This window comes from Wolbachia endosymbiont (group A) of Melieria omissa, from assembly GCF_964031125.1.
In the GTDB taxonomy this organism is placed as follows: Bacteria; Pseudomonadota; Alphaproteobacteria; order Rickettsiales; family Anaplasmataceae; genus Wolbachia; species Wolbachia pipientis.
The window spans coordinates 1,286,003-1,312,663 of sequence record NZ_OZ035007.1 but is presented as its reverse complement, the minus strand read 5'-3'; the positions used below and the strand labels follow the sequence as shown (position 1 = coordinate 1,312,663).

Below are 26,661 nucleotides of genomic sequence, written 5' to 3'. Positions count from 1 at the left end.
TCCTTGTGTTGGCATAATGCTATTTAACAGACAAGGACATGCCTTTATTGGAAAACGCTTTGATAGCGATTCTTACTGGCAGATGCCACAAGGAGGTGTTGATGATGGTGAGGAACTGGAACAAGCAGCGTTACGTGAGTTGCTAGAGGAGGTTGGTACTAATAAAGTAAAGGTTATAACTAAAAGCAAGGATTGGATATACTACAACTTGCCTGAAGAAGTTATACCAATATGCTGGAATGGAAAATATTCTGGTCAAAAGCAAAGGTGGTTCTTAATGAAGTTTTGCGGAGAGGATGAGGACATTGATATTAATTATACTGGTCATCCAGAGTTCAAAGAGTGGCGTTGGCAAGGTATAGATAGTTTAGTAGCCAGTGCTATATCATTTAAAAAAGAAGTTTATAAAACAGTGATAGAAGAGTTTTCTTCTATAATAAAAGCCTCAACAATAAGCTCATGATAGTAGATTCTCATTGCCACTTGATTTATTTTTCTGACGATGAAATACCAAAAGTAATTTCAAGGGCAGAGCAAAATGGTGTAAAGGTTTTGCATAACATATGCGTAAGCATTGACGATGTTCCTAAGTTATTAAAAATTTCTTCATCCTATGATCAGGTCTACTCCTCTGTTGGTATACATCCGCTTGATGCTGCTATAGAAAACGGTGAGTGTATACATGTTGATGAATTAGTTGAATTTACCAAAAATCAAAAGGTAATTAGTATCGGTGAAACCGGGTTAGATTTTTATAAATCTGACAACAAAGACAATCAGAAAAAAAGTTTTGCATTACATATAGAAGCGTCAAGAATAACTGGACTACCTTTAGTTATTCACACAAGAAGCGCTGATAATGAGATGATCGATATGTTAAGGTCAGAAATGAAAGCCGGTGCTTTTAGTGGAGTAATGCACTGCTTTGCTTCCTCTAAAGAACTTGCTGATCAATCTATGGATTTGGGGTTATATATTTCATTTTCTGGAATTATTACTTTTAAAAATGCGAGCTTACTCAGAGAAATTGCACAAAATGTACCACGCGAGCGTGTTTTAGTCGAAACTGATGCACCATATCTATCACCTGAGCCTTATAGGGGAAAAAAGAATGAACCAGCAATGGTGAAATACGTTGTTGATTGTTTGGCAGAGTTGTGGAATGAGTCACCAGAGCAAGTAGCGAAGGTAACCACAAGCAACTTTTTTAGGCTGTTTGAGCTATAAAGAAGCTCTATAAAACCATTAATTTGCTTATGAACCTAAAGATTTCACCAGCTCTCTCACCGAGTTTACAGACTTATTAAACATTTCTTGTTCACTATCATTCATTTTAACTTCTAGGATCTTTTCAATTCCGTTTTTTCCAATAATTACAGGAACACCAATAAACAACTCTTCTACACCATATTCACCATTAAGGTAAGCAGCACATGGTAATATGCGCCTCTTATCTTTTAAATATGATTCTAACATGCATATAGCTGAAGATGCAGGAGCGTAGTATGCAGATCCAGACTTAAGCAGATCAACTATTTCTTTACCGCCATTGCGAGTGCGTTCAACTATTTCATCGACTTTTTTCTGTGTGATAAGACCCATATCGATAATTTGAGTAAGTGGAACTCCAGCAACTGAAGCACAATTGATTAGTGATACCATAGTGTCGCCATGTCCTCCAAGCACAAAAGCAGATATATCTTCAACTGAGATATTTAACTCACTTGCAAGAAAGTAACGAAAACGGGAAGAATCAAGCACTCCTGCCATGCCAACAATCATATTAGTTGGAAGGTTTGAAAATTTATGCACCACTGAAACCATGGCATCCAAAGGGTTGGTAACCACTATTACAAACGCGTTTGGAGAATATTTTTTAATATTTTCGCCAACCTCCTTCATTACTTTAGCATTGGTTTGCAGGAGGTCATCCCTGCTCATTCCAGGTTTTCTAGCGATGCCAGCGGTTATTATAATTGCATCGGAGTTTTTTATATCTTCATACCTATTTGTGCCAGTAATATTGACATTAAATCCATCAATAGGGGATGATTCTGCTATGTCGAGTGCTTTACCTTGTGGTATTCCATCACTAATATCAAGTAAAACAACATCACCGAGTTCCCTTAGTGCAATCATATGGGTGAGAGTTCCACCGATATTTCCTGCACCGATTAAAGATATTTTTTTTCTTTGTACTGTCATTTTCTACTCCTTTGTATTTACTTTTATGGTTTTACCTTCCCAAGGCGATAAGCTATCAAACATACGAAAATCTTGCGGTAAATCTATAGGATTATACACAACCTTTTTTGTCTCTATATCATATCTTACTTCCTCATAACCAGTGAGAGGGAAATCTTTTAACATTGGATGACCTTTGAATCCATAGTCTGTTAGAATCCTACGCAAATCAGGGTGATCAGAAAACTCTATTCCATACATATCAAACACTTCACGCTCAAACCACAAAGCCGTACTAAATATCTTCGCTACACTTGGAGGCATGTCGCTTTCACATAACTGAAGCTTTATGTGTACTCTAATATTATGCACAATGCTGAGCAGATTGTATATTAGCTCGAAACGCTTCTCTCTATTTGGATAGTCAACCCCAAAAATATCAACTAATAGTTCAAACCTACACTTTTCATCATCACGTAGAAAGAATAGGTACTTTTCAATTTCATCTAAAGTTGAATATATTACAATAATGCCATCATCTTTTTGAATGCACTCGCATTTGGTCTTTTTTTGTATATACTTTGCAGTTTTATCCATTCCGAGTCCGTTTTATTTTGTTTTGTAGGCATAGCATTCCATATAGCAACGCCTCAGCGGTTGGTGGGCATCCAGGGACATACACGTCAACTGGCACAATTCTATCACAGCCTCGGACTACTGAATAAGAGTAATGGTAATAACCACCACCATTTGCACAACTTCCCATGGAAATAACATACTTCGGGTCTGCCATTTGATCATAAACCTTGCGCAATGCTGCTGCCATTTTATTAGTTAGTGTGCCAGCAACAATCATCACATCTGATTGACGTGGGCTTGCACGAAACATTATACCATATCTATCAAGATCATAACGGCTGGATGCAGTATGCATCATCTCAACTGCGCAACATGCAAGACCAAATGTCATTGGCCACAATGAACCAGACCTTGCCCAATTCATTACATAATCTGTTAAATCACCAAATTTAGTGACAAGAAACCCTTCTTTTTTATAACGACCCCAGTCATCATTAGATAGAATTTGATTTGTCATAAACTACTCCCACTCTAATGCACCTTTACACCATTCATAGATAAAACCTATAGTGAGTATTGCAAGAAATACCATCATAGACCAAAATCCACCATAGCTTATCTTAGATAAAGAAACAGCCCAAGGAAAAAGAAAAGCAATTTCTAAGTCAAATATTATAAATAATATTGAAACTAGATAAAATTTAATGTCAAAATTTTTTCTTGCACTGGATAGTGGATTGAAGCCACACTCATATGTGGAAAGCTTTTCACCATCTGGCTTACTCACTGCAAGAAACATAGGCAATATACCTAAAGCAAAAGATACTACAATTGATACGCAGATAAAGATTACTATGGTTAAATATTCGCTCATTTAACAAAACATATAACACTATGAGTTTACATGCTTTCCTAACTTTTTACCACCTAAAATATGCACGTGAAAGTGTGGTACAACCTGCTCTCCATTTTCACCGTAGTTAGTGACTAATCTATATCCTGTTTTTTCTAGATTATATTTGTGTGCTATCTCTCTTACAGTTTTGAAGAAATCCGCTATTTCCTCTTCAGGAGCTTTTAGAATGAAATCATCATATGAAATATATTGATTTTTTGATATAACTAAAATATGAACTGGTGCGTCAGGGTACTTATCATGAAAAGCTAGTACATTTTCATTTTCATGTACCTTCTCACAAGGTAACTCACCTCTTAATATTTGAGCAAAGATGTTATCGCTATCATAAACTTCATTGCTCATATTTTAAGAGCGACCTTTCCCTCTTTCTTCGTTTTTCTCTACATTAGGTGTAGATAGTGGTTTTATCGCTTCACCAGAAGGATCTTCAAGATTTAAAGAGCTTACAAGTTCCCTTACTTTTACCATGTCCTGCTGTTCTTTCAAAAAGGGTTCTATTCCACTTACCCTTTTTCCAGTAATAACTCCTGGTTGTAAGTGATACATATCCCCAGGAACAGTTAGACTATGATGTCTTTCCTCTATTTTTTTAGCTTCACTCATAATACTCCCCTATAACTTATTTTTGCATTCCACAACTTTGCGACTTACCTGCTTTTATAGCTTCTTGCGCCCATTTTTTCTCACCTGAAGCTATAGTTTCTGAAGGCTGACCAACATCAGACTTCACAACTTTGTCTGATGACTGCTTTTGATCATCATATTCCTTATACAATTTTTCTGCAATACCATACAGCAATTTTAAGTCTGTGTGAACTTTAAATTCTCCGCCAGTAATTTTTGCTAGCTTTTTAAGGTTGCCACCAACTCCTTCAGCTCCTTCAGCAATTTTTTCAAGAGCAAGCTCTTTTATTCTTTTCTCATCAATTCCTGGATTGTTCTTTTTGATGTCTTCAATTATTTTTTTAACATCAACTTCAATTACAACTTTGTTTTCTTCTTTAAAGATAGTTACATTTGGCAGGTTTTGCTTTATTTCACCTAATCGTTCTGGCGTCAAATAGGGTATATCCCCTGTCAGAGTCCTTGATGCTAAAAAAGTTACCTTTCCTGTTCCTTTCTTTTGCTCCATTATTTGGACACCAAGATCCTCACTAGCTTGTGTGGTTTCTATAGGTGGATCATATTCTTCAAGTGGGTTGCCAATAATAGAACGTCCGCCATTTTTTATGTCGTGCCGCATTTCATCCCAGGACTTAAACCAATTCTTTGGCCATATAGGGTACACTGCACCCTTGACTAGAACTTTTACACCTCTATCCAGAAAACTTCCTACTCCCGAAGCTGCATTACCAACTTTAGCTAGTATAGAAGTAGATTTTTCATTTTTTCCTGTGAACATACATACCTCCAAGGTACTTTCTACAACTAAATACATTTTAATTATAGACGAAAAAATTTAAACTTCTATATCCATTATAAGATAGAATTATAGGGATTGCAACCATTATTTGTACATTGTCTAAAACATGTAGTATTTTCGCTACTTTTATTGTTCAATTTATTATAAAGAATACTCTCTAAATTATGTTTAAATGGAGCACAAATAATATCATTGATGCAACTGGCGGAAGAGACGTAAATGGTTGTAATTGGATACATAGCTCAAATATTTCAACGGATACAAGAAGCATAAAAAAAGGTGATTTATTTATTGCACTCAAGGGAAAGAATTTTGATGGCCATAATTTTTTGCATGAAGCGTTTTTAAAAGGGGCAGTAGCTGCAATAGTAAGTGAGGGTAAATATAAAAATTTTCCTCTCGTTATTGTACAAGATACCCTGAAAGCTTTGCACGATATGGCATCATACTATATTAGAAATGTTCTTGTTGACGCTAAAGTTATTGCAATTACAGGCAGTGTCGGGAAAACTACTACAAAGGATATGCTGCACACTGTTTTATCGCAATATGGAGTGTCCCATGCAAACGAAGGTAACTTAAATAATAATATAGGATTGCCTTTGACAATTCTAAAAGCTCCAAAAAACTGCCAGTACTTAATCCTTGAAATGGGAATGAATAAAGCTGGTGAAATAAAAGAATTATCAAAGATTAGTAATCCGAATATTGCAGTTATTACCAACATCGAACCTGCACATACTGAAAATTTTTCATCACTATTTGACGTTGCACAAGCGAAGTTAGAGATTCTGTATGGTATGAAAAATAACGGTACTTTGATTTTGAACAGAGATAATAAATATTATGATTATCTCTCATCACATGCCAATAGAAATGTAATAAGCTTCGGTAAAGATAAAAATGCTGAAGTTTGTTTGTTGGACCTAATAAGAAATGATGACGGGCTAAATTTAAAAATCAGGCTGAGTGATAATCAAACTATAAACTGTAATTTACGTGTGCAAGGCGAGCATTTTGCTTATTCGCTACTTGTTGCAGCAGCAGTTGTGCAGAGCCTCGGACTTGATTTATCAAAATTACCACTTGCACTTAAGAATTTTAGTGTAACGAAAGGTAGAGGCAATATTCATAAGGTCAAATACAATAGAAAATATATACATTTAATTGATGACTCCTATAACGCCAGCCCTGCTTCGATGAAAACTGCGATAAAAACTTTGAGTACATATTCTAATCAGAGAAAAGTAGCTTTGCTTGGTGATATGTTGGAACTTGGTGATGAAAGCATAAAATTTCATACAGATCTGGTTAAGGTTATCACAGAAAATAATGTAGATAAAGTTTATACAGTTGGTAAATTTATGTTAGAATTGCATGAGTTTTTGCCAGATAATATAAGAGGCACGCATTTTAATGATTCTAATCAATTGAAAAGTGATTTAGCTAACATTATTCAGAATAATGACGCAATTCTAGTTAAAGGCTCACGAGGAATGAAAATGGATCTTATTGTACGGGAATTCGTAATAAAATATTAAGCGAAATCATTGTATTAATTTACAGTAACAAATTATTAGGAACTTTAATTGTGATAAAACGTGTAATTATTTTTGGTGGAACGGGGTTTATAGGGAAACACATCGTAAGACGCTTGGCAGCAGAAGGATATTTAATAAAGATATTCACTCGTAATCAGGAAAAAGCTGCTTGTTTAAAATTGTGTGGCAATTTAGGACAAATATCAATATTTAAAGGCGATTTTTTTGATGAAAAATCAGTTCTGGATGGTATGGAAGAATGTGATGTAGCTATAAACTTAGTGGGAATATTATATGAAGCAAAAAAGCACGATTTTTACGCTGTTCACGTTAAAATAGCTGAAAGGATAGCAAAAGCTGCAAAAATGAAAAATGTACCTATGATGATACATTTTTCTGCTATGGGAATAGAAAATAGCAAGTTGTCAAAATATGCCAAAAGTAAATTGGAAGGTGAAAAAGCTGTAACTTCAGCATTTCAAAAAGCAATAATAATTAGGCCAAGCCTTGTATTTGGTAAAGAAGACAACTTCTTTAATAAATTTGCAAGATTAGCAACTATTCTTCCTTTCTTACCACTAATTGGCAATGGAACAACTAAATTTCAGCCAATATGTGTAACAGACTTAGCTGAAGTGGTATATCGTATTATCAGTTTTAATAAGCAAGACAAGAAAATTTATAACATGGGTGGACCAAAGGTTTACTCTTTCAAAAGCTTATTGAAGTTTATTCTGAATGTTACTAACAGAAAGTGTTTGTTGATCAATGTATCTTTTCCAATGGCAAAGTTAATAGCTTTCTTTTTAGAAAATAAAATTATTTCTATGCTGCTAAAACCAATAACCGGAGATACGAACCCTATGCTTACTCAAGATCAGGTGAAAGTTATGATGAATAGTTCAATCGAAAAGTCAGTTGACCTTGAAACAATGAAGGTTCGACCATTAGCAATTGAAAATGTGGTGCCAGAGTACTTGAAGATTTATAGAAAGTATTGATAAAAGAGTGTGCCCGGTGGGATTCGAACCTACGACCCACAGCTTAGAAGGCTGTTGCTCTATCCAGCTGAGCTACGGGCACACAACATATATAAAATGCTTCTTAGTACAAGTGAAGTCAAGTACTTCGTGTGAATATGATGTTTATCTTACAAAACCTTGTCATTGCAGTTGTGTGTCGCGCGCTACCGAAATTGGATGCGAGAAGTCTATTTATTTTAGAAAATATTATATAGAAAGTTGCTTGACAAACTCCGCCAGCCCCCTTATCATGAAACTGAAGCTATTGTATTTGCTTTCGCCAATCTGCAGATTAAAAGGTAAGGATTACTTAATGTATCGGCGTCTTATGTTCAATTTTTTGCAGTATATAGATACTGTATGTCTTTACAAAACTTCATCTACATCTAGATTTTTATCTAAATAAGCTGAACGCGCTTATAAAGCGTTACAAGACATCAAAAAATGCCAATACTCGACAGAGATAGTAAAAGACTAGCTAACTCGGGGATTCTTTGTCTTTTTTTCTGCTTAGTAAATTTCTTAAACATTTGCAGCGTAAGTTAGTTGCAATTAAAAGCAGCTTAATCTTGCTTGTCAAGCGTTTAAAACATAAAAAACGCCAATATTTTAAAGCGGATAATAACCCCAGGGTTTCTTTTGCCTTTTTTTTCATTTGGTAAATTTCTTAATATTTATAGCTAAACAACAACCGTCATCCCTAAGTATCCCGCTGCTTGTTAGCGGGATCTCTTGTTAGCGCCGCGGTGGTATGACGTAGGATTGTTGTCATTCCGCTACTTGTTAGCGGCTGAGATACCGCAGCGGTATGACGGTTAGCGGCGGCATGACGGTTCGTGGCGGCATGAAGATAAGCTCGTCATCCCGCTGCTTGTTAGCGGGATCTATGTTAAGGTATAGTAGGGGATCTATGTTAAGAGATACCGCGAATGAATCGCGGTATGACGGTGTAGATGATGGTTAAGTAATTCGTCATCCCGCTGCTTGTTAGCGGGATCTATGTTAAGGTATAGTAGGGGATCTATGTTAAGAGATACCGCGAATGAATCGCGGTATGACGGTGTAGATGATGGTTAAGTAATTCGTCATCCCGCTGCTTGTTAGCGGGATCTATGTTAAGGTATAGTAGGGGATCTATGTTAAGAGATACCGCGAATGAATCGCGGTATGACGGTGTAATGATGGTTAAGTAATTCGTCATCCCGCTGCTTGTTAGCGGGATCTAGAGATACCGCGACGTCTCACCTATAGCCTTCAGTGCTCCTTTTTTTGTCATCCCAGCGTCACGCGTTGGTTTCAACATTATATCATGAACTTTCTAAAATTCATTGAACTGTGCTTTCAAACGGTAGTGCCGGGGTGTGAGTATAACGATTATCAGTATATAAAAGTCATAGCAGATAGGCTGGAAGCGGCGAGCGCTGGTGAAGTGAAACGAATAATATTCAATATGCCTCCGCGCTCGATGAAGTCCATGTGCATAAGCGTTGCGTGGCCCGCATGGATACTGGGAAACCAACCAACTGCGAGAATAATAGTTGCAAGTTATTCTCAGCGGCTCAGCGAAAAGCACTCGCTCGACACCAGGTGCGTGATGCAGTCTAGTTGGTATAGAGCGCTATTTCCAGAGATAGAACTATCCAAAGACCAGAATACAAAATATAAATTTCAAACAGTGCAGAGAGGATACAGAATCGCAACATCAGTTGGTGGAACACTAACTGGTGAAGGTGGTGATTTTATCATTGTGGACGATCCGCTCAGTTCTGCTCAAGCTTTGAGTGAAACGCTTAGAAAGCGTGCCACAAACTGGTTTGATCAGACTTTAGTAACCAGGCTGAACGATAGAAAAAAAGGAGTCATCGTTCTTGTAATGCACAGGCTACACCAGGAGGACTTAACTGGACACCTTCTCTCCAAGCCAAAAAACATATGGCATCATATTTGTTTGCCAATGATTTCTGAAAATAAGCAGGTTATTTATTCAATCAAAAAGCCAATACCTCCCGTTCCTATCATCCGAGTAGCTCAGCACTGTGCGACCAGGCGATTATATAATAAACCAGCGTCACCTGTAAGGATATTATATTCAAGAGAAGAAGGTCAGTTGTTATATCCCCTCGATGGAGGAAAAGAAGAAGTTGAGATAATAAAAGCTGAACTTGGGAGTTACGCTTTTGCTGCTCAATATCAACAAAACCCTCTGCCGCTTTCAAGTGGTATAATTAAACCAGAGTGGTTGAAACGCTATAAAAAATTTCCTGATAATCTCTCGCATATAACACAAAGTTGGGATACTGCGGTTTCAACAAGTAACATGAGCAACTTTAGTGTCTGCATCACCTGGGCAAAAATAGATAATAAATTCTATTTACTTGATGTATATCGCGCAAAGCTTGAGTATCCAAAGCTTAAAGAACAAGTTTTATCACTAGCTGCAAGATGGTCACCACACGCGATTTTGATCGAAGCCAAAACAAGTGGTCAGCAATTAGTACAAGAGCTAAAGACAAACAGTGATTTACCGATTATTGAAATAGTGCCACATGATGACAAACTCACTCGATTTTATCAAATTGTTCCGACTATAGAGTCTGGCAAGGTTTTTCTGCCGCACCAAGCAGTATGGCTGAACGATTTTGAGTATGAGATTTTAATGTTCCCAGAAACGCGCCACGACGACCAAGTGGATAGTACCGTGCAATATTTGCAGTGGGTGAGAAACAGTACCTCTAGGGTCGCAGCTTTACGGGCATTGTGATTTGAGAGCAATTTCCACAAGGGAGGATGTCATCCCAGCGCTCCTTTTTTTGTCATGCAAGTAGCTGACACTGGAATCTAGCTTCTCGTTGCTGCTGCGATCATATACTATTGTAATGAGCCTTCAAAGTCACTTAAAAATAGCAACGTCCAAGGGTTTTCTGAAAAGGTCCCACAACCCGGTTCGTAAAATTCACAAGAACCATTAAAATATTTTTTTACTTTTCATTGTATATTTCTCAACATATTATCTTTAAGTACTAAAATAATTAACAATATGGCATTATTAATAGTTGAATCACCTGCGAAAGCAAAGACAATAGGTAAATATTTGAGTAAAGAGTTCAAAGTAGCTGCATCCTTTGGACATGTGAGGGATCTTCCAGCAAAAAACGGCTCTGTCGATCCGGATAATGATTTTGCTATAAAGTATGAAACCATTGAAAAAGCAGAAAAATATATAAAAGAGCTAGTAAAAGCAGCAAGCAAAACATCAGATATATATCTTGCAACAGACCCAGACAGAGAAGGGGAAGCAATGGCTTGGCATGTGATAGAGACATTAAAAGAAAAGAAAGCAATCAATGATAAAAGCAACATTCATAGAGTAGTCTTTAATGAGATAACAAAAAGAGCAGTTCAAGAGGCTATAAAAAATCCACGTGAAATAAATATGGATTTAGTGCGTGCACAACAAGCACGTAGAGCTTTGGATTATCTAGTTGGGTTTAGTTTGTCACCACTGCTGTGGACAAAATTGTCGGGGAGCAAGTCTGCAGGACGCGTGCAGTCTGTTGCATTAAAGATTATATGCGAACGAGAAGATGAAATTAGTAAATTTATAACACAGGAGTATTGGAGCATAAAGGCAGAAATGCAAAATAGCAAAGATGAGGCTTTTTTTGCTATGCTAAGCCACTATGACAATAAAAAGCTAGAAAAATTTGATATTAAGAATGAAGAAGAAGCAAAGAACTTAGTCAGGGAGATTGAGTCAAGGCAATATGCTGTAAGCACAGTAGAACGCAAGCAAGTTAAGAGAAACCCACTTCCTCCGTTTATTACTTCAAGTCTTCAGCAAGATGCAGTGAATAAACTGTATTTTAATGTGAAAAGTGTTATGCGCATAGCGCAAAATTTATATGAAGGTATCGATATTGGTGGTGAAACTGTAGGGTTGATAACTTACATGCGTACAGATGGGTTTCATATTGCAGATGAGGCTATAAACTCAATTAGAGGGTCAATTAAGTCATTATATGGTGATAAATATTTACCGCAGTCTCCTCGTAAATATGTAAAAAAGGTCAAAAATGCTCAAGAAGCACATGAAGCAATTCGTCCAACTGATATAAGTAGAACGCCGGGTAGTATTAAGGATTATCTAACGCCAGAGCAATTTAAATTGTATGATTTAATCTGGAAAAGAACCATTGCAAGTCAAATGGAATCGGCGATCCTTGATCAAGTGGTAGTCGAAATTAGTTCTACTGACCAGAAAGTAATTCTGCGAGCAAGTGGATCAAGTATATTCTTTGATGGTTTTTATAGAGTCTATCAAGATAACATGGAAGCCGAAAATGAAGGCCTGCTACCTGCCATGAAGGAAGGGGAAGCATGCAAGCTGATTTCAGTTGAGCCAAAACAACATTTCACTCAACCGCCACCTCGTTATAGTGAAGCAAGTATCGTAAAAAAAATGGAAGAAATCGGTATAGGTCGACCATCAACTTATGCAACAATTATTTCGGTATTACAAGATCGTGAGTACGTTTCATTGGATAGCAAAAGGTTTATTCCAAGCAGTCGTGGTAAAATCGTTACTATATTTTTAGAAACTTTTTTTCAGCGTTGTGTAGAGTATGATTTCACAGCACAAATGGAAGAAAAGCTTGATTTAATTTCAAATGGACATGCAGATTGGAAAAAAGAATTAGGCCACTTTTGGGTGCCATTTTTTGGTCATGTAAACTCTGTCAAGCAAATGACGCATGATGAAGTTTTCAGCGGCATTCACGATTTGGTAATCGATTGGTTTTGTTCAGAAGAAGGAAGAAAAGAGGTGAATACGAAATGCCCTGACTGCTTAGGTGGCATATTGAAATTGAACTTTGGAAAAGCCGGGGTGTTCCTTGGATGTTCTAACTATCCTGAATGCAACCATACAAAAGAAATTACGGGCAGTAACGACAATTCAGAATATCCAAAAAGTTTAGGTGTAGATGATATAACAAACCAAGAAGTGATGATCAAAAAGGGTCCTTTTGGACTTTATCTGGAGTTTAATAACGAGTTAAAAAAGAAAAAAACGGTTTCCATACCAAAAGATATAAATGTTAATGAGATTGATCTGAGCACCGCTACTCAGTTACTTTCCTTGCCAAAAGTAATCGGAGAACACCCTGAAACCGGAAAGGAAGTAAAAATAGGCCTTGGGCGATTTGGGTACTATATTTTCTATGATGGTAAATACTTTTCTCTTAAGAAAAGCTCCAAAGAGGTGCTGAATACAGAATTGAGCGAAGTTGTACAAATTATTGCAAACAGTCCACGCAAAGAGTTAAAATCTCTCGGGGTTAATGAAAAGGGAAAAGAAGTTTTTATCTGCAACGGTAGGTACGGATTCTATATAAAATGCGGTAAAACAAACGTTGCTTTGGGCAAGAGTGCAGATATTGAAAGTATAGATTTGGAGAAGGCTTTAGAGTTGATTAAGGGCAAGAAATAGACTTCTTGCATAACCATTATCTACGTTAAAAATCAGCTTTTTTGTCATTCCAGCGTGTGACGCTGGAATCTAGAAAAAAAGAACCTGGATGCCAGTGTCTGGGCACTGGCATGACACCCTTTCTGGTAGAGGTTGCTCTCAAATCACAACGTGCATACAACTGCAGCAGTATGATGTTTTATTTATTATAGCTATAACACTGAAGTTTACAATCAGAACAAACCACTTGGCCACGTGGAACTGATTTCAGTTTATCAGTTGAAACTTGATTTGAGCAGAATATGCATTTTATTGTGTTGCTTGGAGTAAATGAGTTATCAACAGCAATTCTATCATCAAAAACAAAACATTCTCCTTTCCAATTACCATTTTTATTATAAGTTTTTTCAAGGTAAGAAAGAATGCCGCCTTTAAGATGGTAAACATCACTAAATCCAAGGCTTTTCATATATGCTGTAGATTTTTCGCATCTAATCCCACCAGTGCAGTACATAGCCACTTTCAGGTTTTTACTCTCAGAAAATGACTCTGTCCACTGAGGAAACTCACGGAAACATTGTGTGTGTGGATTAATTGCATTCTTAAACTTGCCTAATTTCACTTCATACTCGTTTCGTGTATCTATTACTAAAACGTCAGGTTGAGAAGTAAAATCATCCCAATGCTCTGGATCAACATATTTACCCTTAAGGGAAATATCAAGATTGCTTACACCAAGATTCACAATCTCTCTTTTTAATTTTACCTTCATCTTGCTAAATGGTTGATATTCTGCTGCACTCTCTTTCCATGTAAGGTCCCTTAGCCTATAATCAGAACGTAGAAAATCGAATATTTTATCAATTGCGTTTCTTTCACCAGATATTGTTGCATTAACACCCTCTTCTGCAAGGAGTATAGTGCCCTTTAACTCAACGTTGTTGCATGCAGCTTTTATTTCGTCTTTCATGTCATAATAATTAGAGAGTTCTACAAAGTGATAGAAAGTTGCAATGACGAAGCTCATGATTATTCACTTATCAACTAAAAACATGATATACAAAATTATAAAGATATTCAATAGTACGGCTGTTAATTACTGGATATCTTCAGTTTTTACATATAACATTTTAATATAAAATATAGATTCAAATTAATGTTTTTAAGAGTATTTAAAAATATATTCTTATTTCTAGTAAGTATATTATTCGTCTGTCCAATATTATCATTAATATCAATTCTATTTACAGATACAGCAAATTCCGGATGGGTAATCAGCACACTTTTCCCTGAATATATACTGAGTACGTTAATTTTGATGATAGGAGTGGGGGGAATATCTTTCATATTTGGAGTAATTCCAGCTTGGCTCACCACATTTTTTTCATTTCCTGGAAGTAAAATTTTTGAGATTGCTTTGTTCTTTCCGATATCGATTCCTGGATATATAGTAGCGTTCGTCTATGTAAATACGCTAGAGTTTTCAGGTCCGGTGCAGAGCTCATTAAGAGACATTTTAGAGTGGAGCAAAGGTGACTATTGGTTTCCTGAAATAAAATCCCTAGGTGGTGGAATATTAGTAATGGGATTCAGCCTATATCCATACGTTTATATGTTAGTCCGCTCAAGTCTAAAGAATGTTAGTAACTCAGTCACTATTGCGTCAACACTTGGGTTCTCCTCATTGAAGAGCCTGTTTTCTGTCATCATACCCTCCATACGCCCATCGATTATAGCTGGGTTGTCTTTGGTACTAATGGAAGTAATTACAGATTTCGGCACACCACAGTTTCTTGCTATCGATACTTTTACGACAGGAATATATCGCACCTGGTTTTTACTGCATGACAAATATTCAACTACTGTTTTAGCAGTTGCAGAGTTGATTTTCGTTGCAACACTAATAGCTATCGAAAAAAAACTACAAAAAAAAGGAATATCCTACTCTTCAATCAATACCAATTCAGATTATCACAACAAACGGAGTATAAGTGGCACTATACCATTGATCTTTGCTTATCTTATGTGTGTATTGCCGATATTAATAGGTTTTATTTTGCCAATGATTCCGCTCATATATTGGAGCATAGAGAAGGGGTTTTTCATATATGAAGCAAGATTCTATAACATAATAGCAAATAGCGTTAGTTTATCATTCATCACTGCACTAATCTCAATTAGCATTGCAATAATTATTGGATATACGGCGCGTAAAAATAAGGTAATCAATAATGTAGCACGTCTCATTTCTTTAGGCTACGCAATTCCAAATGCAATTATCGCAATTAGCATAATAATATTTTTAAGCAGAATATCCTCTTCCATTACTCAATATATTGTGGAAATTAGCTTGGTAGGAACTATTGGCGCATTAGTTTACTCATATTTATTTCGTTTTTTTGCTATATCTTTCAAGGCGGTAGAGTCAGGGCTCAAAAAAACACCAAATGAAATTGAGTGGACTGCATATACTATGGGTCATGGACCTATTTCCACATGTTTGAATGTTCATATCCCTCTCATCAAGAAGAGTATATTATCGGGATTTTTGCTCGTATTTATGGATACTATCAAAGAGCTCACAGCAACACTTATTATAAGACCATTTAATTTTGAAACTATATCAACTAGAATATATGAACTTGTAAGCGATGAGCGCTATAGAGAAGCTGCCCCATTTTCGTTAATAATAGTTATAATAGGCTTAATCTCTACAATAACCTTATTTACACTTGATGATAAGGATAAAAAATAAACGTAACCGTTCACAGATTTCCACTTAATTCTTCAATCTCACTAATAGAAAGGCCAGTAAACTTGACAATAGTGTTGACATCAACATTATTAGCCAGCATTGCTTTTGCGACTTCAATTTTCCCTTCCTCTTTACCAATTTTTTTGCCTTTTTCAGTAGCAAGATCAAGTCTGTATTCAAGAATGGCTTCTTCTTTGCGTAGATCCATTATCCTTTCTTCATAGGCTACTAAATCTTTTTCGTTCCAACGAAACTTGTCTAACTCATCATACGCCAGCTTTATTATTGGTGCTTTTTCTGCTATCTCTTTTAAGTCCTCTTCTGTTGTTTCTTCTGCATATTTAAAAAAGAAACACCACCTTTCTATTGTACTTTCTAGCTGCTCTACTTTACTTTTTGAAAATTTGGGCAATTCTATAAAGATAAATTGAAAATCTTTTAAGTAATGGCCGTTAGTTTTTATATCACGTATATTGTGAGTAGAAATATAATCAACTTCTTCAGGAAGTAAGTTACAATTTGATATAGCAATAAAGAAGACTTTCTTTAAATCAATGTAGTTGCCAGATTTATCTAATTGTCTTGAGTAGGCTTTAGCGGCATATAATTGAGCGCGTTTTTCGAAGCCCTTGTCTCTAGCGAGCTGCATTTCTGCTATATATCTATTTCCGTGAGAATCCTTGCAGAGAACATCAACAATACTTTGTTTATCAGAGGCAACTTCGGGATCCATAATAGTGCTAAGAAACTCAACTTCTTGTATTGCATTTATCTCAGTAAACCCTAAAATATCGTTCAAAAAGTGGATCAGGATATTCTTATTTTTTTCCGTTCCAAAGATTTTTTTGAAACACAAATCATTGCGAGGATCGAGAAATTTTGAAAGAGCCATGGCAAAAATGCTTGAAAATATTAATAATTATACACTATTATTAACAATTATTCAACCATATTTTTGAAGATAGCTAGTTTCTGTATTTATTTTAAATTGAAGAAAGCTCAAATGAAAGATCGTGCTTTGCTAAAAATCACAGAATGCAGTCTGGTTACAAATAAACTATTTTGACAGTTAATGGGGTCTAGTTTTGATGTATGGACTATCCAAAGAAAAGGGTGGTATCATAACTTCAAAAACTTTTATGCTTTCTTCATTCAGAAATTCATACTTACCCTGCATTATTCCTGACGGTACATTTAAGTATGTTCCACTTGTGTATTTAAATACCTCTCCAGATTTTATCACAGGTTGTTCTCCGATAACACCAACTCCGGCAATTTCATTTACTTTTCCCTTATAATCTATTATTTGCCAATGACGACTTAACAATTGAATAGTTGATTGGCTTTTGTTTTTTATCTTAACGTTATACATCCATACATAGCAATTTTCATAAGGAATGGATTTCTCTTCAATATAAATTGGTAAAACTGTAACTTCAACAAAGTTGGTAGTTAGTGTGTATTCTATCATTATAAAATATTCATGATAAGAAAATAGTATCTTAATTATATACTTTTTTCATAGATTTTTCAAGTATACTTTAATTAGGAAGTATCAATTTATAGTATGAATGAACCAGATGCGCTCAGCAAAAAAGTAATAGGAATAATAGGTGGTGGACAATTAGGTAAAATGACTGCTATCGCTGCAACAAAACTTGGACAAAAAACACATGTTTTTGCCAGTGCTAAAGACGATCCGGCTTGCTCTGTTGCTGATGATTTCACAATAGCAGATTTCTCTAATAAGAAAGCTCTTGAATCTTTTGCACAGAGTGTGGATTTAGTTACTATTGAGTCTGAAAATATTCCATGTAGTGCAATTGATATCGATGTAAATTTTTATCCGGGTAAAAAAGCGTTACACATTTCGCAGAACAGACTGAGAGAAAAGGATTTTATTAAAAACTTGGGTATAAAAACTGCTAACTATAAGAGTATACAAAATTATAATGAGCTACTGAAAAGCAGTAGAGCTTTTGGCTATCCAACAAGGCTGAAAACAACAGAAATGGGTTATGATGGAAAAGGGCAATATGTGCTTGAGAATGATTCTGAAGTGAAGCAATTTGCTTCCTTTGATTGGAATACAGAGTACATTCTTGAAGCAAGTGTTGATCTACTGAAAGAGGTTTCAATAGTCGTTGCAAGAGATAAAAACGGTAAAGTAGCTTTTTTTCCTATAGCAGAAAATTACCACGTTGATGGAATACTTGATACTTCAACAGTGCCAGCTAAAATAGATAGTAAATTAACTCAAGAGGTACAACGAGCTGCAAAGAAAATAGCAAATGCGCTTGATGTAATAGGAATTCTGGCTATTGAATTTTTTGTTACTAAGGATAACGAATTGTTAGTTAATGAACTAGCTCCCAGACCTCACAATTCTTGCCACTGGAGCTTGGATGCATGTAACGTTAGTCAATTTGAACAGCTAGTTAGGATAATATGCGGGTTACCTATGCAGGAAGTAGTATTACGCTTTCCTTGTATGACGAAAAATATAATAGGTAATGATATATATGATTCTCATAAGTATTTGAGCAACGAAAAAGCTAGTTTAACCATATATGGGAAAAAAGAGGTTAGGGATAAGCGTAAAATGGGACATGTCAATATAGATTTAAGTTAACAGTTTTTCTACGTCATACCGCCACAACTGTACGAACATTGTGATATGATGAGATGTTACATAGTAAACGGTGTCATTCTAGCACCTCTTTTCCCGTCATCCCGCTGCTTGTTAGCGGGATCTCATTTCACTTTGTGAAGGTGTCATCCCAGCACCTCTTTTCCCGTCATTCCGCTGCTTGTTAGCGGGATCTCATTTTACTTTATGAGGGTGTCATCCGAGTAGCCCCTTTCTCGTCATCCCGCTGCTTGTTAGCGGGATCTCATTTCACTTTATGAAGGTGTCATCCGAGTAGCCTGACTACTTGGATCCAGGAATTTTATTAAGTTGGTAAGCATAAAAGTGGCTGATCTTATGTTAAAACACAACGTTCTTGATGAGATTACAGCAAGGCTGGATTCCAGCGTCAGCTACTTGAATGACAGCAGTCCTACGTCATGCCGCCGCGGTATCTCTAGATCCCGCTAACACGTAGCGGGATGACGGTTGTCGTTTAGCCATAAATGTTTAAGAAATTTACCAAACGAAAAAAAAGGCAAAAGAAGCCCCGTGGTTGGCTAGTTACTTACATTATACTTTCAAGTATGGCGTTTTTTTATTCTAAACGTTTAATAACCGCGATTCATCTGCTTTTAAGCCGCAACTAATCTAAATTATAAACATTAAGAAATTTACTAAACAGAAAAAAAGGCAAAGAAAACCTAGGGTAGCTAATTACTCACTATCCATTTTTTAAGTTGGCGTTTTTTGATGTTTTAAATGCTTTATAAGCGCATTTTAGCTTGTATAGCTAGAAATTTGATAAAGACATAAGGTGCACATAGTGCAAAAAATTAAACATGAGACGCCAAATACGTTGAGTTTTTTTGTCATTTAATCTGTACAGAGAAGATAAATAAATAGCTTCAGTTTCATGATAAGGGGGCTGGCGAAGGGTGTCAAGTAAGTTTTTTCGTTTCTATTTCCAATAAAAGTTTGTATGCAATAACACAGAAGCATGCACTGCTATTCCTTCATTTCTTCCAATATAACCTAATTTCTCTGCAGTGGTTGCTTTGATATTTACAAATTCATCATCAATTTCTAATGCTTTTGATATGAATTTCTTCATTTCTACTTTGTAAGGCGATATTTTAGGCTTTTCACAAACTATAGTAATATCTAAATTAGACACGCTGTACCCTTTTTCTTTTGCTTTTTTAGCAGCAAAGTCAAGAAAGTGAGATGAATTGCAATCTTTCCATTCAGAGGAACTAGGAGGAAAGTGCTCTCCTATGTCGCCACATCCCAGTGCTCCGAGTATTGCATCAACGATTGCATGTATTGCAACATCACCATCAGAGTGCGCTTCTATTGCCATGTTGTGTTCAATTTTCACACCGCAAATTTTTATAAAGCTTTCAGCACCATTTTGAACTTTAATGAACTTATGTATATCATAACCGGCTCCGACACGAAATTTTGGCTCTTCAAAAAGAAGCTTTGCCATATTGATATCCTCTTTTGTGGTTAACTTAAAATTGCTTTTCTCACCTTTAATAATCGCAACATGTTTTTTGTGCTCTACCATTAGTGATGAATCGTCAGTAAATTCTTTGACTGATTGATGGCATGATAATAATTCTTTGAAATTAAAAATTTGAGGGGTTTGTATGGCTCTGAGCTTTCCTCTTGAAATCGTAGATTCAATAAAACTATTACTCACCAATGACATAGTGTCTTCAACTTCTATTGCTGGAACTACTCCTGTATATTGATCATTAATCATAGATTCAACCAAGTTATCTATCAGAACATCTGACACAAAAGGCCTACAAGCATCGTGTATAACTACAAAATCTGGGTTAATTTTTTGTAAGCTTTCAAGCCCTAGTTTAACTGAACTTTGCCTGTTTTCTCCTCCGTATACAGGGCTTAGTAATTTAGTGTCTGTAATTAGTGATATAGCTTTCTCATAGAAACTTTCATGGTCTCTATTAATTGCTATTCTTATGTAATCTATATATTGGTTAGCCAGAAATCTTTTAATTGTATGAAATAAAACAGATTTACCTGCCAGTTTTATATATTGCTTAGGAATCGTAGAATTGCATCTACTGCCTACTCCCGCTGCAACTATTAATGCTGCTATTTTGTATTTCTTAGCGCACATATTTCTTTTTGTAGAAGCTTTCCTCTCTATCCAAGATTCTTTCCGAAAAATAAAATTTCTGACATCATATAAAAGTTACTTCCCCTATTAACTAGCATAATTATAATAGCAAAAGAGATATTTAGAGAGCTCAAAATCTATCTTTGCCTGCGGATTAAACAACTAAATTTTAGTAAAAAACGATAGTATTACAAATCGTAAAATACTTTCAACATAGGAAAAATAAATTGCATATTTTTCAGTAAATTAGCTATGCTAAACACATGCAAAAACGTCATATAACTATTTGTTTCATACTGCTTTTTATAATAGGGATGTTATTCCTGATGCGTCCTATGATTTTTCCATGTTTAATATCTATTATTATTGCATATTTGTTTAATCCGCTAGTAGTCAAGTTTGAAAAGTATAGAATACCACGTTCATGTTCTGTAATTTTTATAATACTTATTTTATTAATAGCTTTTATACTAGTCATAACATTTGTTTTACCTATTATATATGTTCAAATTACTTCAATATTAAATTTCTTAGTGAGTAAAGTGCCTTCATTAAAGCTTAAAGTAATCCCCTCTGTATTAGAATTTCTTAATATGAAAATCGAGGATAGCTTATTTGATCATTTATCTAAAAATCTAGCAGAAAATTACAGCAACTATGTATCTTATTTCATGAATGCTCTTGATATTGCTAGTAACTTTATAATCCAAGTGTTAAGTTCAAGCTTTAACACGGTATCATTAATGGTGATTACTCCTGTAGTGTTTTTCTATATATTACGTGATTGGCCTTTAATTATAGAAAAAGCTAGTAAATTAATCCCTATTCCTTACAGAGGAAAAATTGCAGATTATTTTTCCAAAGTGGATTTCATTATATCTAATTATCTAAAGGGGCAGGTAAATGTATGTATTGTCATGATGGTCTTTTACTCTGTGAGCCTGAGCATAATCGGATTGGAACACTCTATTGTTATTGGAATTTTATCAGGAATGTTAACGTTCATACCTTACGTAGGGCCATTATTATATACCATTATTGGGTTTTTGAGCGCTATCACTCAATTTAGTGGATGGTTTGAAAGTGCTGCTGTTTTGCTATTATTTGGTGTTGGACAATTAATAGATTCAAATATATTAGTTCCTTTATTAATAGGAAAAAAAGTTCATATACATCCAACTGTAATTATTCTGGGAATTACTATATGCGCTTCATATTTTGGATTTACAGGTATATTACTTTTTATTCCAATAATAGCAATGTTCAATGTATCAGTAGAATATGCAATCAATAAATATTTTAAAAGTGAGCTTTATAAAAACGGCTAACAGACCTTTTGCATAATCAATTTATGGTAAGAGGAGAAATGAGCCCAGAATACCTGACACATTTGAGGAGCGTAAGTAAATTTCTGCGCAAAAATTACTACCAGAAAGAGGTTACGTAAGAGGTTCAACGTGCAATTAAATTTATTTAACAACAATCAAGCTGATTATAGCCGGCAAAATTACATCATCTTAGATGAAAATAAGCACGTATATAATTCGGTAGTTAATGATTTATCTTGGAAATGTCTGATTCTTTTTGGACCTAAAAGCTCCGGTAAAACTCATCTTGCTCATATTTGGCAATCAATAAACGATGCAATCTTTATCAATGTGAATAACTTCGTAAGCGAGATTAGGTATAGCGATGCTTTTATTTTAGAAGACGTACAAAACATTAAAGATGAAGCAATGTTATTACATTGTTACAATTACATGAAAGAAAACGACAAGAGGCTGCTAATCACTTCTTCAATTTCACCAAAAAAGCTTAACTTCAAACTAAGAGATTTAAGTTCTCGAATATTATCAACTATCAGCGTAAAAATTTTGCCTGCAAGCGAGGAATTATTAAGAATTATGCTAATAAAACGATTTTCAGATAAACAGTTAAAAATTGATTTAAAAGTGATTAATTATATTTTAGCAAGAATAGAACGTTCTTTCTATAGCATTGATAAAATTATAGAAAAGATAGATAATGAATCTATAGGGTCAAATGTGACCGTTCCTTTTATTAGCACTTTATTAAAAAAAGATGCCATTTGATTTCTTCTTTTGTAAAGGTGTATATTAAAAATTTATTAACACCCATAACACTAACGTAATTGGAATCTCTATCTGTCCATGTTAGAATTATAATCAATGTTATGTTATAATAAATATAGATAGATACAGCTAAGAAGTATTCTATATTTATAGTAGAGCTCACTTTATAAGGTGTTTTTTATAGATTTAACGTTATAATTTAACTATGATAAGAGTAAGATTAAATTTAAGAAAAAGGTTAAAGCAAAAGTTTGTGATGTTCACTCTATTGATAAATGCTTTATTTGTCTCATATTTTCTCATAAGAAACACAGGGAACACTTCTAATCAAATTATAGCCAAAGAAATAAATATAGGAACTGATAATGAAAAATAAACAGTCGCAAAATAAAAAAGAAAATCTTTACATAACATATTACATAGATGCTTTAGCTTCAGAGAGGTCCGCTGCACAAAATACTCTGGAAAGTTATCGTTCGGATTTACACCAGTTTGAAGAATTTTTATTGGAAAGCGGCACTACCTTGGTTGGTGTAAACAAAACCAATATTAAAGATTATGTGAAATCTTTATGTACACAAAAAAAATATAAAAGTAGCTCTATATCAAGAAAAATATCCGCTATGAAAAATTTTTACAAGTGTCTATTTAATGACGGAATAATAGATTTTAATCCAGCGCCGGCTAATGATGCTGAATTAAAGAATCCAAAAGTTTCTCGTCCTTTGCCTAAGTATTTAAGTGTCGAAGAAATATTTTTGCTAATGGACACAGTGAGAAAATCAGCAAGCGAATCGAATAAAGAGATAAGCAGTAAAAGGCTATGTGCGATTTTAGATATCCTTTACTCTTCTGGAATGCGTGTTTCTGAACTAATTAGTATGAAATTATGTGAAGTGTCACATTTAATAAACAGTAATAACAAAGAATGCTATATAATAATAAAAGGAAAAAGTGGTAGAGAGAGGCAAATTCTTTTTAATGAACAAGTATTGCAGAGCCTTAGAAATTATTTATCAGTTCGTGATAATCTGATCTCTAAAGAAAAGGAATCCGATTGGCTATTCCCAGGTGATAAACCTAATAAACCAATTACAAGGCAGAGGGTCGGTCAATTAATGAAGGAGTTGGCAAGAAAATGCAATATTGATGAAAATAAGATCTCTCCACACGTGATTAGGCATTCTTTTGCTACCCATCTACTAAATAGCGGAGCAAATATTGTGTTGATACAGAAAGTTCTTGGCCATACTAACCTTTCTACAACACAAATATATACTCATATTGCTAACGAAAAGTTAAAGGACAAATTAGCTGATTCGCATCCTATTACTCAGATGATCAATAATTAAATTTATTGTTTTTAATTTGTAATAAAGTTAAATTTAAATAAATTTATGTGAGTTTGTGATTTCAAGTTTATTGTTTAATTTCTTTCTTATATTATGGGAGGTATTCTATACTTTCATTACTCTCCCTGTAATTTTCTTTTCTGAGTGTGTAATAACCATTTTCCTCGTCTGTTCGGTGAGAGTTGTATTATTCATGCTGCGTTTATTATGTGGCATTAAATATGAAGTGAGGGGAATGGAAAACATCCCTAAGCAACCTTTTATCATTGCATCTAAACACCAATCTCCATTTGAAACATTTATTTTTATACTACTATTTAGAAAAGCGGTTTTTATTTTAAAACGTGAATTGAAATGGATTCCATTCATTGGTTTGCATCTTATAGCGCTGAAAATGATTTTTATTAACCGTTCAGATGGTATCAGTTCTATACGCCATATAATCAAACTAGCAAAAATGCGTATAAAAGAAAATAGAAGCATAATAATATTTCCTGAAGGTACAAGAACAACTATAAACCAAAATATAAAATATCAACCAGGTATTGCTGCTTTATATAGCGTATTATCTGTTCCTGTGTTACCGGTTGCTTTAAACACTGGTTTGTTTTGGCCAAAAAGCATACTTTCTCTGAGAAAGAATCCCGGAAAGGCAGTAATAGAAATATTGCCCCCAATATATCCTGGGTTAAACAAAAATGAATTCTTGCAAAGTTTAGAAAAAATTATTGAAGAGAGAAGCAGTAGATTAACCATAGGAAAAACTGATATTGCAAATTAACAAAAAAACTTTATAATTAAAAGAAAAGTACAGTATTTTAGGTATTAATATATGGCAAATCATAAGAGTGCTAAAAAAATGATAAAGGTAATAGCAAAGCGCACTTTAATAAATAAGATGCGGAAAAGTAAAACTCGCACCTCTATTAGAAAATTGGTTGATATAATCAAGTCTGGCGACAAAGAAAATGTTGTTCTGGCATTTCGGAATGCTGAATCTAATTTACACAAGTGTGTGAATAAAGGTGTTATTCATAGGAATACTGCTGCGCGTAAAATAAGTCGCTTAAATGCAAAAGTAAAAGCATTGATGACCGCTTAATACGGTTAATGTAAAGTTAACTGTATTAATATATACTCCTCAGTTTGTATATTCTGTATAAAATTTAAGTAGCTTAAGTGATGGATAAAAAAGTGCTATTAGAACTAAGTAATGGATTAAAAATCGAGCTACCTGTATTAAGCGGAACAACAGGTCCTGATGTGTTAAATATCAAGGATTTATATAAGATGACAGGATTATTCACTTACGATCCAGGGTTTGTTTCTACAGCTTCATGCTCTTCTACAATTACATTCATTGATGGAGATGAAGGAGTTCTTAAATATAGGGGACATAATATAGCTGATTTGGCAGAGAATAATAATTTTACTGCTGTGATTTATTTATTGCTCTATGGTGAATTACCCAGTTCAGAGCAACACAAAAAATTTCTTCTCAAAATACAAGAATCATCCAAAGTATCAGAGCAAGTTACAAATGTAATTAAAGCATTTCCAAAAACTGCTCACCCTATGTCAATCTTAGTTGCATGTTTTGCAAGTTTGTCAGCATCTTATCATGAAAAGCATGGCAACAATGTCAATGGTGAAGACCTAGATTTTGGAATTTCTGCAATAGCGCAAGTTTCCACAATTATTGCAATGATTTATAGGCATATCAACAATCAGGAATTCATAAATGCTAACAATGAATTAAGTTACAGTGAAAATTTCTTAAAGATGATATTTGGCGATGCTGTTGATAATGATAAAAGCGCCCTTTTTGCAAAAGCTCTGGATAAAATATTTACTCTCCATGCTGATCATGAACAGAATGCTTCTACGGCGGCTGTCAGATTGGTGGGATCGGCTGGTTCTAATCTGTTTGCAAGCCTCTCTGCAGGAGTTGCTACACTTTGGGGACCAGCACATGGTGGAGCTAATGAGGCAGTTATAAATATGCTAAAAGAGATAGAGCAAAGTGGAGATATAGATAAATTCATCGAAAAAGCTAAAGATGATAAAGATCCATTTAAATTGATGGGATTTGGACATCGTGTTTATAAAAATTATGATCCGCGCGCGCGTATATTGAAAGGCGCTTGCCATGAGGTTCTAAGTAAACTAGAACAAAATAATGAACTGCTTAAAATTGCAAAAAAACTTGAAGAAATAGCTTTAAAGGATGAATATTTTATCGTGCGTAAGTTATATCCAAATGTTGATTTTTACTCAGGTATAATAATGAATGCTATTGATATCCCCTCAAATATGTTCACGCCTATTTTTGCACTTGCAAGAACCACTGGTTGGGTTACTCAGTGGTATGAAATGATAAATGATAAAGAAACTAAGATCTGTAGACCAAGGCAACTCTATTTTGGTAAATAAATTTATTTTCACTTCATTAGACTTCTTGCATAACCCAAACTAAGTAGAAAAAAGGTGTCATCCGAGTAGCTGACACTGGTTCCTTTACAACGGAAGTGTCCAGAGGTGT

At 34.8% G+C, this 26,661-nt stretch carries 27 protein-coding genes and 1 tRNA gene; 15 read left to right on the top strand and 13 right to left on the bottom strand.

The features are described 5' to 3' along the window. Positions 1 to 16 precede the first annotated feature (16 nt). Both ACQH2Q_RS06130 and ACQH2Q_RS06125 read left to right on the top strand, forming a co-directional pair. Complete coding sequence (locus ACQH2Q_RS06130) at positions 17 to 463, top strand: RNA pyrophosphohydrolase (protein ID WP_007548581.1); 447 nt, start codon at positions 17 to 19, stop codon at positions 461 to 463. After that, positions 460 to 1,227 carry a TatD family hydrolase gene (locus ACQH2Q_RS06125; RefSeq protein ID WP_425383464.1) on the top strand — a complete coding sequence of 256 codons (768 nt, stop codon included), beginning with the start codon at positions 460 to 462 and terminating at the stop codon, positions 1,225 to 1,227. Before ACQH2Q_RS06130 ends, ACQH2Q_RS06125 begins: the two co-directional genes overlap by 4 nt. Positions 1,228 to 1,254: 27 nt before the next feature. Here ACQH2Q_RS06125 and mdh read toward each other — a convergent pair whose 3' ends face one another. Genes mdh through ACQH2Q_RS06090 form a run of 7 tightly spaced genes read right to left on the bottom strand, consistent with a single transcriptional unit; the run spans position 1,255 to position 5,084 of the window. After that, the gene (gene mdh, locus ACQH2Q_RS06120) at positions 1,255 to 2,205 is read right to left on the bottom strand and encodes a malate dehydrogenase (RefSeq protein WP_264339545.1); all 951 of its coding nucleotides are present in this window, start codon (positions 2,203 to 2,205) and stop codon (positions 1,255 to 1,257) included. A gap of 3 nt (positions 2,206 to 2,208) precedes the next feature. After that, entirely contained in the window at positions 2,209 to 2,781 is a 573-nt protein-coding gene (locus ACQH2Q_RS06115) for an NADH-quinone oxidoreductase subunit C (protein ID WP_006279573.1), read from the bottom strand. Next, on the bottom strand, positions 2,774 to 3,280 hold the full coding sequence (locus ACQH2Q_RS06110; protein ID WP_006279574.1) for a NuoB/complex I 20 kDa subunit family protein: 507 nt from the start codon (positions 3,278 to 3,280) through the stop codon (positions 2,774 to 2,776). The genes ACQH2Q_RS06115 and ACQH2Q_RS06110 overlap by 8 nt, the downstream gene beginning before the upstream one ends. A gap of 3 nt (positions 3,281 to 3,283) precedes the next feature. Next, positions 3,284 to 3,637 carry an NADH-quinone oxidoreductase subunit A gene (locus tag ACQH2Q_RS06105; protein ID WP_006279576.1) on the bottom strand — a complete coding sequence of 118 codons (354 nt, stop codon included), beginning with the start codon at positions 3,635 to 3,637 and terminating at the stop codon, positions 3,284 to 3,286. Between the two features lie 18 nt (positions 3,638 to 3,655). After that, positions 3,656 to 4,024 (bottom strand): HIT domain-containing protein, encoded by a 369-nt coding sequence (locus ACQH2Q_RS06100; RefSeq protein ID WP_010082356.1) that lies wholly within the window; start codon positions 4,022 to 4,024, stop codon positions 3,656 to 3,658. 3 nt (positions 4,025 to 4,027) lie between these two features. Beyond that, positions 4,028 to 4,285: a hypothetical protein gene (locus ACQH2Q_RS06095; protein ID WP_264339546.1), complete on the bottom strand. Its 258-nt coding sequence runs from the start codon at positions 4,283 to 4,285 to the stop codon at positions 4,028 to 4,030. 16 nt (positions 4,286 to 4,301) lie between these two features. Then, positions 4,302 to 5,084: a hypothetical protein gene (locus ACQH2Q_RS06090; protein WP_425383463.1), complete on the bottom strand. Its 783-nt coding sequence runs from the start codon at positions 5,082 to 5,084 to the stop codon at positions 4,302 to 4,304. Positions 5,085 to 5,269: 185 nt separating this feature from the next. On the opposite strand from ACQH2Q_RS06090, the gene ACQH2Q_RS06085 reads away from it, so the two are divergent. Beyond that, on the top strand, positions 5,270 to 6,646 hold the full coding sequence (locus tag ACQH2Q_RS06085) for a UDP-N-acetylmuramoyl-tripeptide--D-alanyl-D-alanine ligase (RefSeq protein WP_264723856.1): 1,377 nt from the start codon (positions 5,270 to 5,272) through the stop codon (positions 6,644 to 6,646). A 50-nt stretch (positions 6,647 to 6,696) separates the two neighbouring features. After that, positions 6,697 to 7,647, top strand: coding sequence for a complex I NDUFA9 subunit family protein (locus ACQH2Q_RS06080; protein ID WP_264339548.1), 951 nt, complete (start codon positions 6,697 to 6,699; stop codon positions 7,645 to 7,647). Positions 7,648 to 7,655: 8 nt separating this feature from the next. Here ACQH2Q_RS06080 and ACQH2Q_RS06075 read toward each other — a convergent pair. Together ACQH2Q_RS06075 and ACQH2Q_RS06070 are read right to left on the bottom strand one after the other, a co-directional pair. Further along, positions 7,656 to 7,729, bottom strand: a tRNA-Arg gene (locus ACQH2Q_RS06075). 417 nt (positions 7,730 to 8,146) lie between these two features. After that, positions 8,147 to 8,323 carry a hypothetical protein gene (locus ACQH2Q_RS06070; protein ID WP_425383462.1) on the bottom strand — a complete coding sequence of 59 codons (177 nt, stop codon included), beginning with the start codon at positions 8,321 to 8,323 and terminating at the stop codon, positions 8,147 to 8,149. Positions 8,324 to 8,977: 654 nt separating this feature from the next. On the opposite strand from ACQH2Q_RS06070, the gene terL reads away from it, so the two are divergent. The 3 genes from terL to topA all read left to right on the top strand — a co-directional run bounded on the left by terL (position 8,978) and on the right by topA (position 13,156). Further along, positions 8,978 to 10,429, top strand: coding sequence for a phage terminase large subunit (terL, locus tag ACQH2Q_RS06065; protein ID WP_425383461.1), 1,452 nt, complete (start codon positions 8,978 to 8,980; stop codon positions 10,427 to 10,429). Between the two features lie 99 nt (positions 10,430 to 10,528). Next, positions 10,529 to 10,618, top strand: a complete 90-nt coding sequence (locus ACQH2Q_RS06060) for a hypothetical protein (RefSeq protein WP_419198969.1) — start codon at positions 10,529 to 10,531, stop codon at positions 10,616 to 10,618. An 87-nt stretch (positions 10,619 to 10,705) separates the two neighbouring features. Then, positions 10,706 to 13,156, top strand: a complete 2,451-nt coding sequence (gene topA / locus ACQH2Q_RS06055; protein WP_338481894.1) for a type I DNA topoisomerase — start codon at positions 10,706 to 10,708, stop codon at positions 13,154 to 13,156. A gap of 178 nt (positions 13,157 to 13,334) precedes the next feature. Here topA and ACQH2Q_RS06050 read toward each other — a convergent pair whose 3' ends face one another. Then, on the bottom strand, positions 13,335 to 14,162 hold the full coding sequence (locus ACQH2Q_RS06050) for a rhodanese-related sulfurtransferase (RefSeq protein WP_425383460.1): 828 nt from the start codon (positions 14,160 to 14,162) through the stop codon (positions 13,335 to 13,337). A gap of 129 nt (positions 14,163 to 14,291) precedes the next feature. On the opposite strand from ACQH2Q_RS06050, the gene ACQH2Q_RS06045 reads away from it, so the two are divergent. Then, positions 14,292 to 15,890: an ABC transporter permease gene (locus tag ACQH2Q_RS06045; RefSeq protein WP_425383459.1), complete on the top strand. Its 1,599-nt coding sequence runs from the start codon at positions 14,292 to 14,294 to the stop codon at positions 15,888 to 15,890. 10 nt (positions 15,891 to 15,900) lie between these two features. Here ACQH2Q_RS06045 and ACQH2Q_RS06040 read toward each other — a convergent pair whose 3' ends face one another. Next, a complete protein-coding gene (locus tag ACQH2Q_RS06040; protein ID WP_264339551.1) occupies positions 15,901 to 16,782 on the bottom strand; it encodes an Rpn family recombination-promoting nuclease/putative transposase in 882 nt (293 codons plus the stop codon). Positions 16,783 to 16,959: 177 nt separating this feature from the next. Beyond that, positions 16,960 to 17,361, bottom strand: a complete 402-nt coding sequence (gene apaG, locus ACQH2Q_RS06035) for a Co2+/Mg2+ efflux protein ApaG (RefSeq protein WP_425383458.1) — start codon at positions 17,359 to 17,361, stop codon at positions 16,960 to 16,962. Positions 17,362 to 17,457: 96 nt separating this feature from the next. On the opposite strand from apaG, the gene ACQH2Q_RS06030 reads away from it, so the two are divergent. Beyond that, complete coding sequence (locus ACQH2Q_RS06030; RefSeq protein ID WP_264339552.1) at positions 17,458 to 18,522, top strand: 5-(carboxyamino)imidazole ribonucleotide synthase; 1,065 nt, start codon at positions 17,458 to 17,460, stop codon at positions 18,520 to 18,522. 958 nt (positions 18,523 to 19,480) lie between these two features. On the opposite strand, the gene ACQH2Q_RS06025 is transcribed toward ACQH2Q_RS06030, so the two are convergent. Further along, positions 19,481 to 20,674, bottom strand: coding sequence for a bifunctional 2-C-methyl-D-erythritol 4-phosphate cytidylyltransferase/2-C-methyl-D-erythritol 2,4-cyclodiphosphate synthase (locus tag ACQH2Q_RS06025; RefSeq protein WP_425383457.1), 1,194 nt, complete (start codon positions 20,672 to 20,674; stop codon positions 19,481 to 19,483). A gap of 263 nt (positions 20,675 to 20,937) precedes the next feature. On the opposite strand from ACQH2Q_RS06025, the gene ACQH2Q_RS06020 reads away from it, so the two are divergent. From ACQH2Q_RS06020 to ACQH2Q_RS05995, 6 genes are all read left to right on the top strand, one after another. Next, entirely contained in the window at positions 20,938 to 22,002 is a 1,065-nt protein-coding gene (locus ACQH2Q_RS06020; RefSeq protein ID WP_151808091.1) for an AI-2E family transporter, read from the top strand. Between the two features lie 129 nt (positions 22,003 to 22,131). Beyond that, entirely contained in the window at positions 22,132 to 22,767 is a 636-nt protein-coding gene (locus ACQH2Q_RS06015) for a DnaA ATPase domain-containing protein (protein ID WP_006280257.1), read from the top strand. Between the two features lie 365 nt (positions 22,768 to 23,132). Further along, the gene (locus ACQH2Q_RS06010) at positions 23,133 to 24,119 is read left to right on the top strand and encodes a tyrosine recombinase (RefSeq protein ID WP_425383456.1); all 987 of its coding nucleotides are present in this window, start codon (positions 23,133 to 23,135) and stop codon (positions 24,117 to 24,119) included. Positions 24,120 to 24,312: 193 nt separating this feature from the next. Further along, entirely contained in the window at positions 24,313 to 24,900 is a 588-nt protein-coding gene (locus tag ACQH2Q_RS06005) for a lysophospholipid acyltransferase family protein (protein ID WP_010081980.1), read from the top strand. A gap of 51 nt (positions 24,901 to 24,951) precedes the next feature. Next, positions 24,952 to 25,221 carry a 30S ribosomal protein S20 gene (gene rpsT, locus ACQH2Q_RS06000; protein WP_012673338.1) on the top strand — a complete coding sequence of 90 codons (270 nt, stop codon included), beginning with the start codon at positions 24,952 to 24,954 and terminating at the stop codon, positions 25,219 to 25,221. Between the two features lie 80 nt (positions 25,222 to 25,301). After that, a complete protein-coding gene (locus ACQH2Q_RS05995) occupies positions 25,302 to 26,552 on the top strand; it encodes a citrate synthase (protein WP_015589409.1) in 1,251 nt (416 codons plus the stop codon). The last annotated feature ends 109 nt before the right edge of the window (positions 26,553 to 26,661 follow it).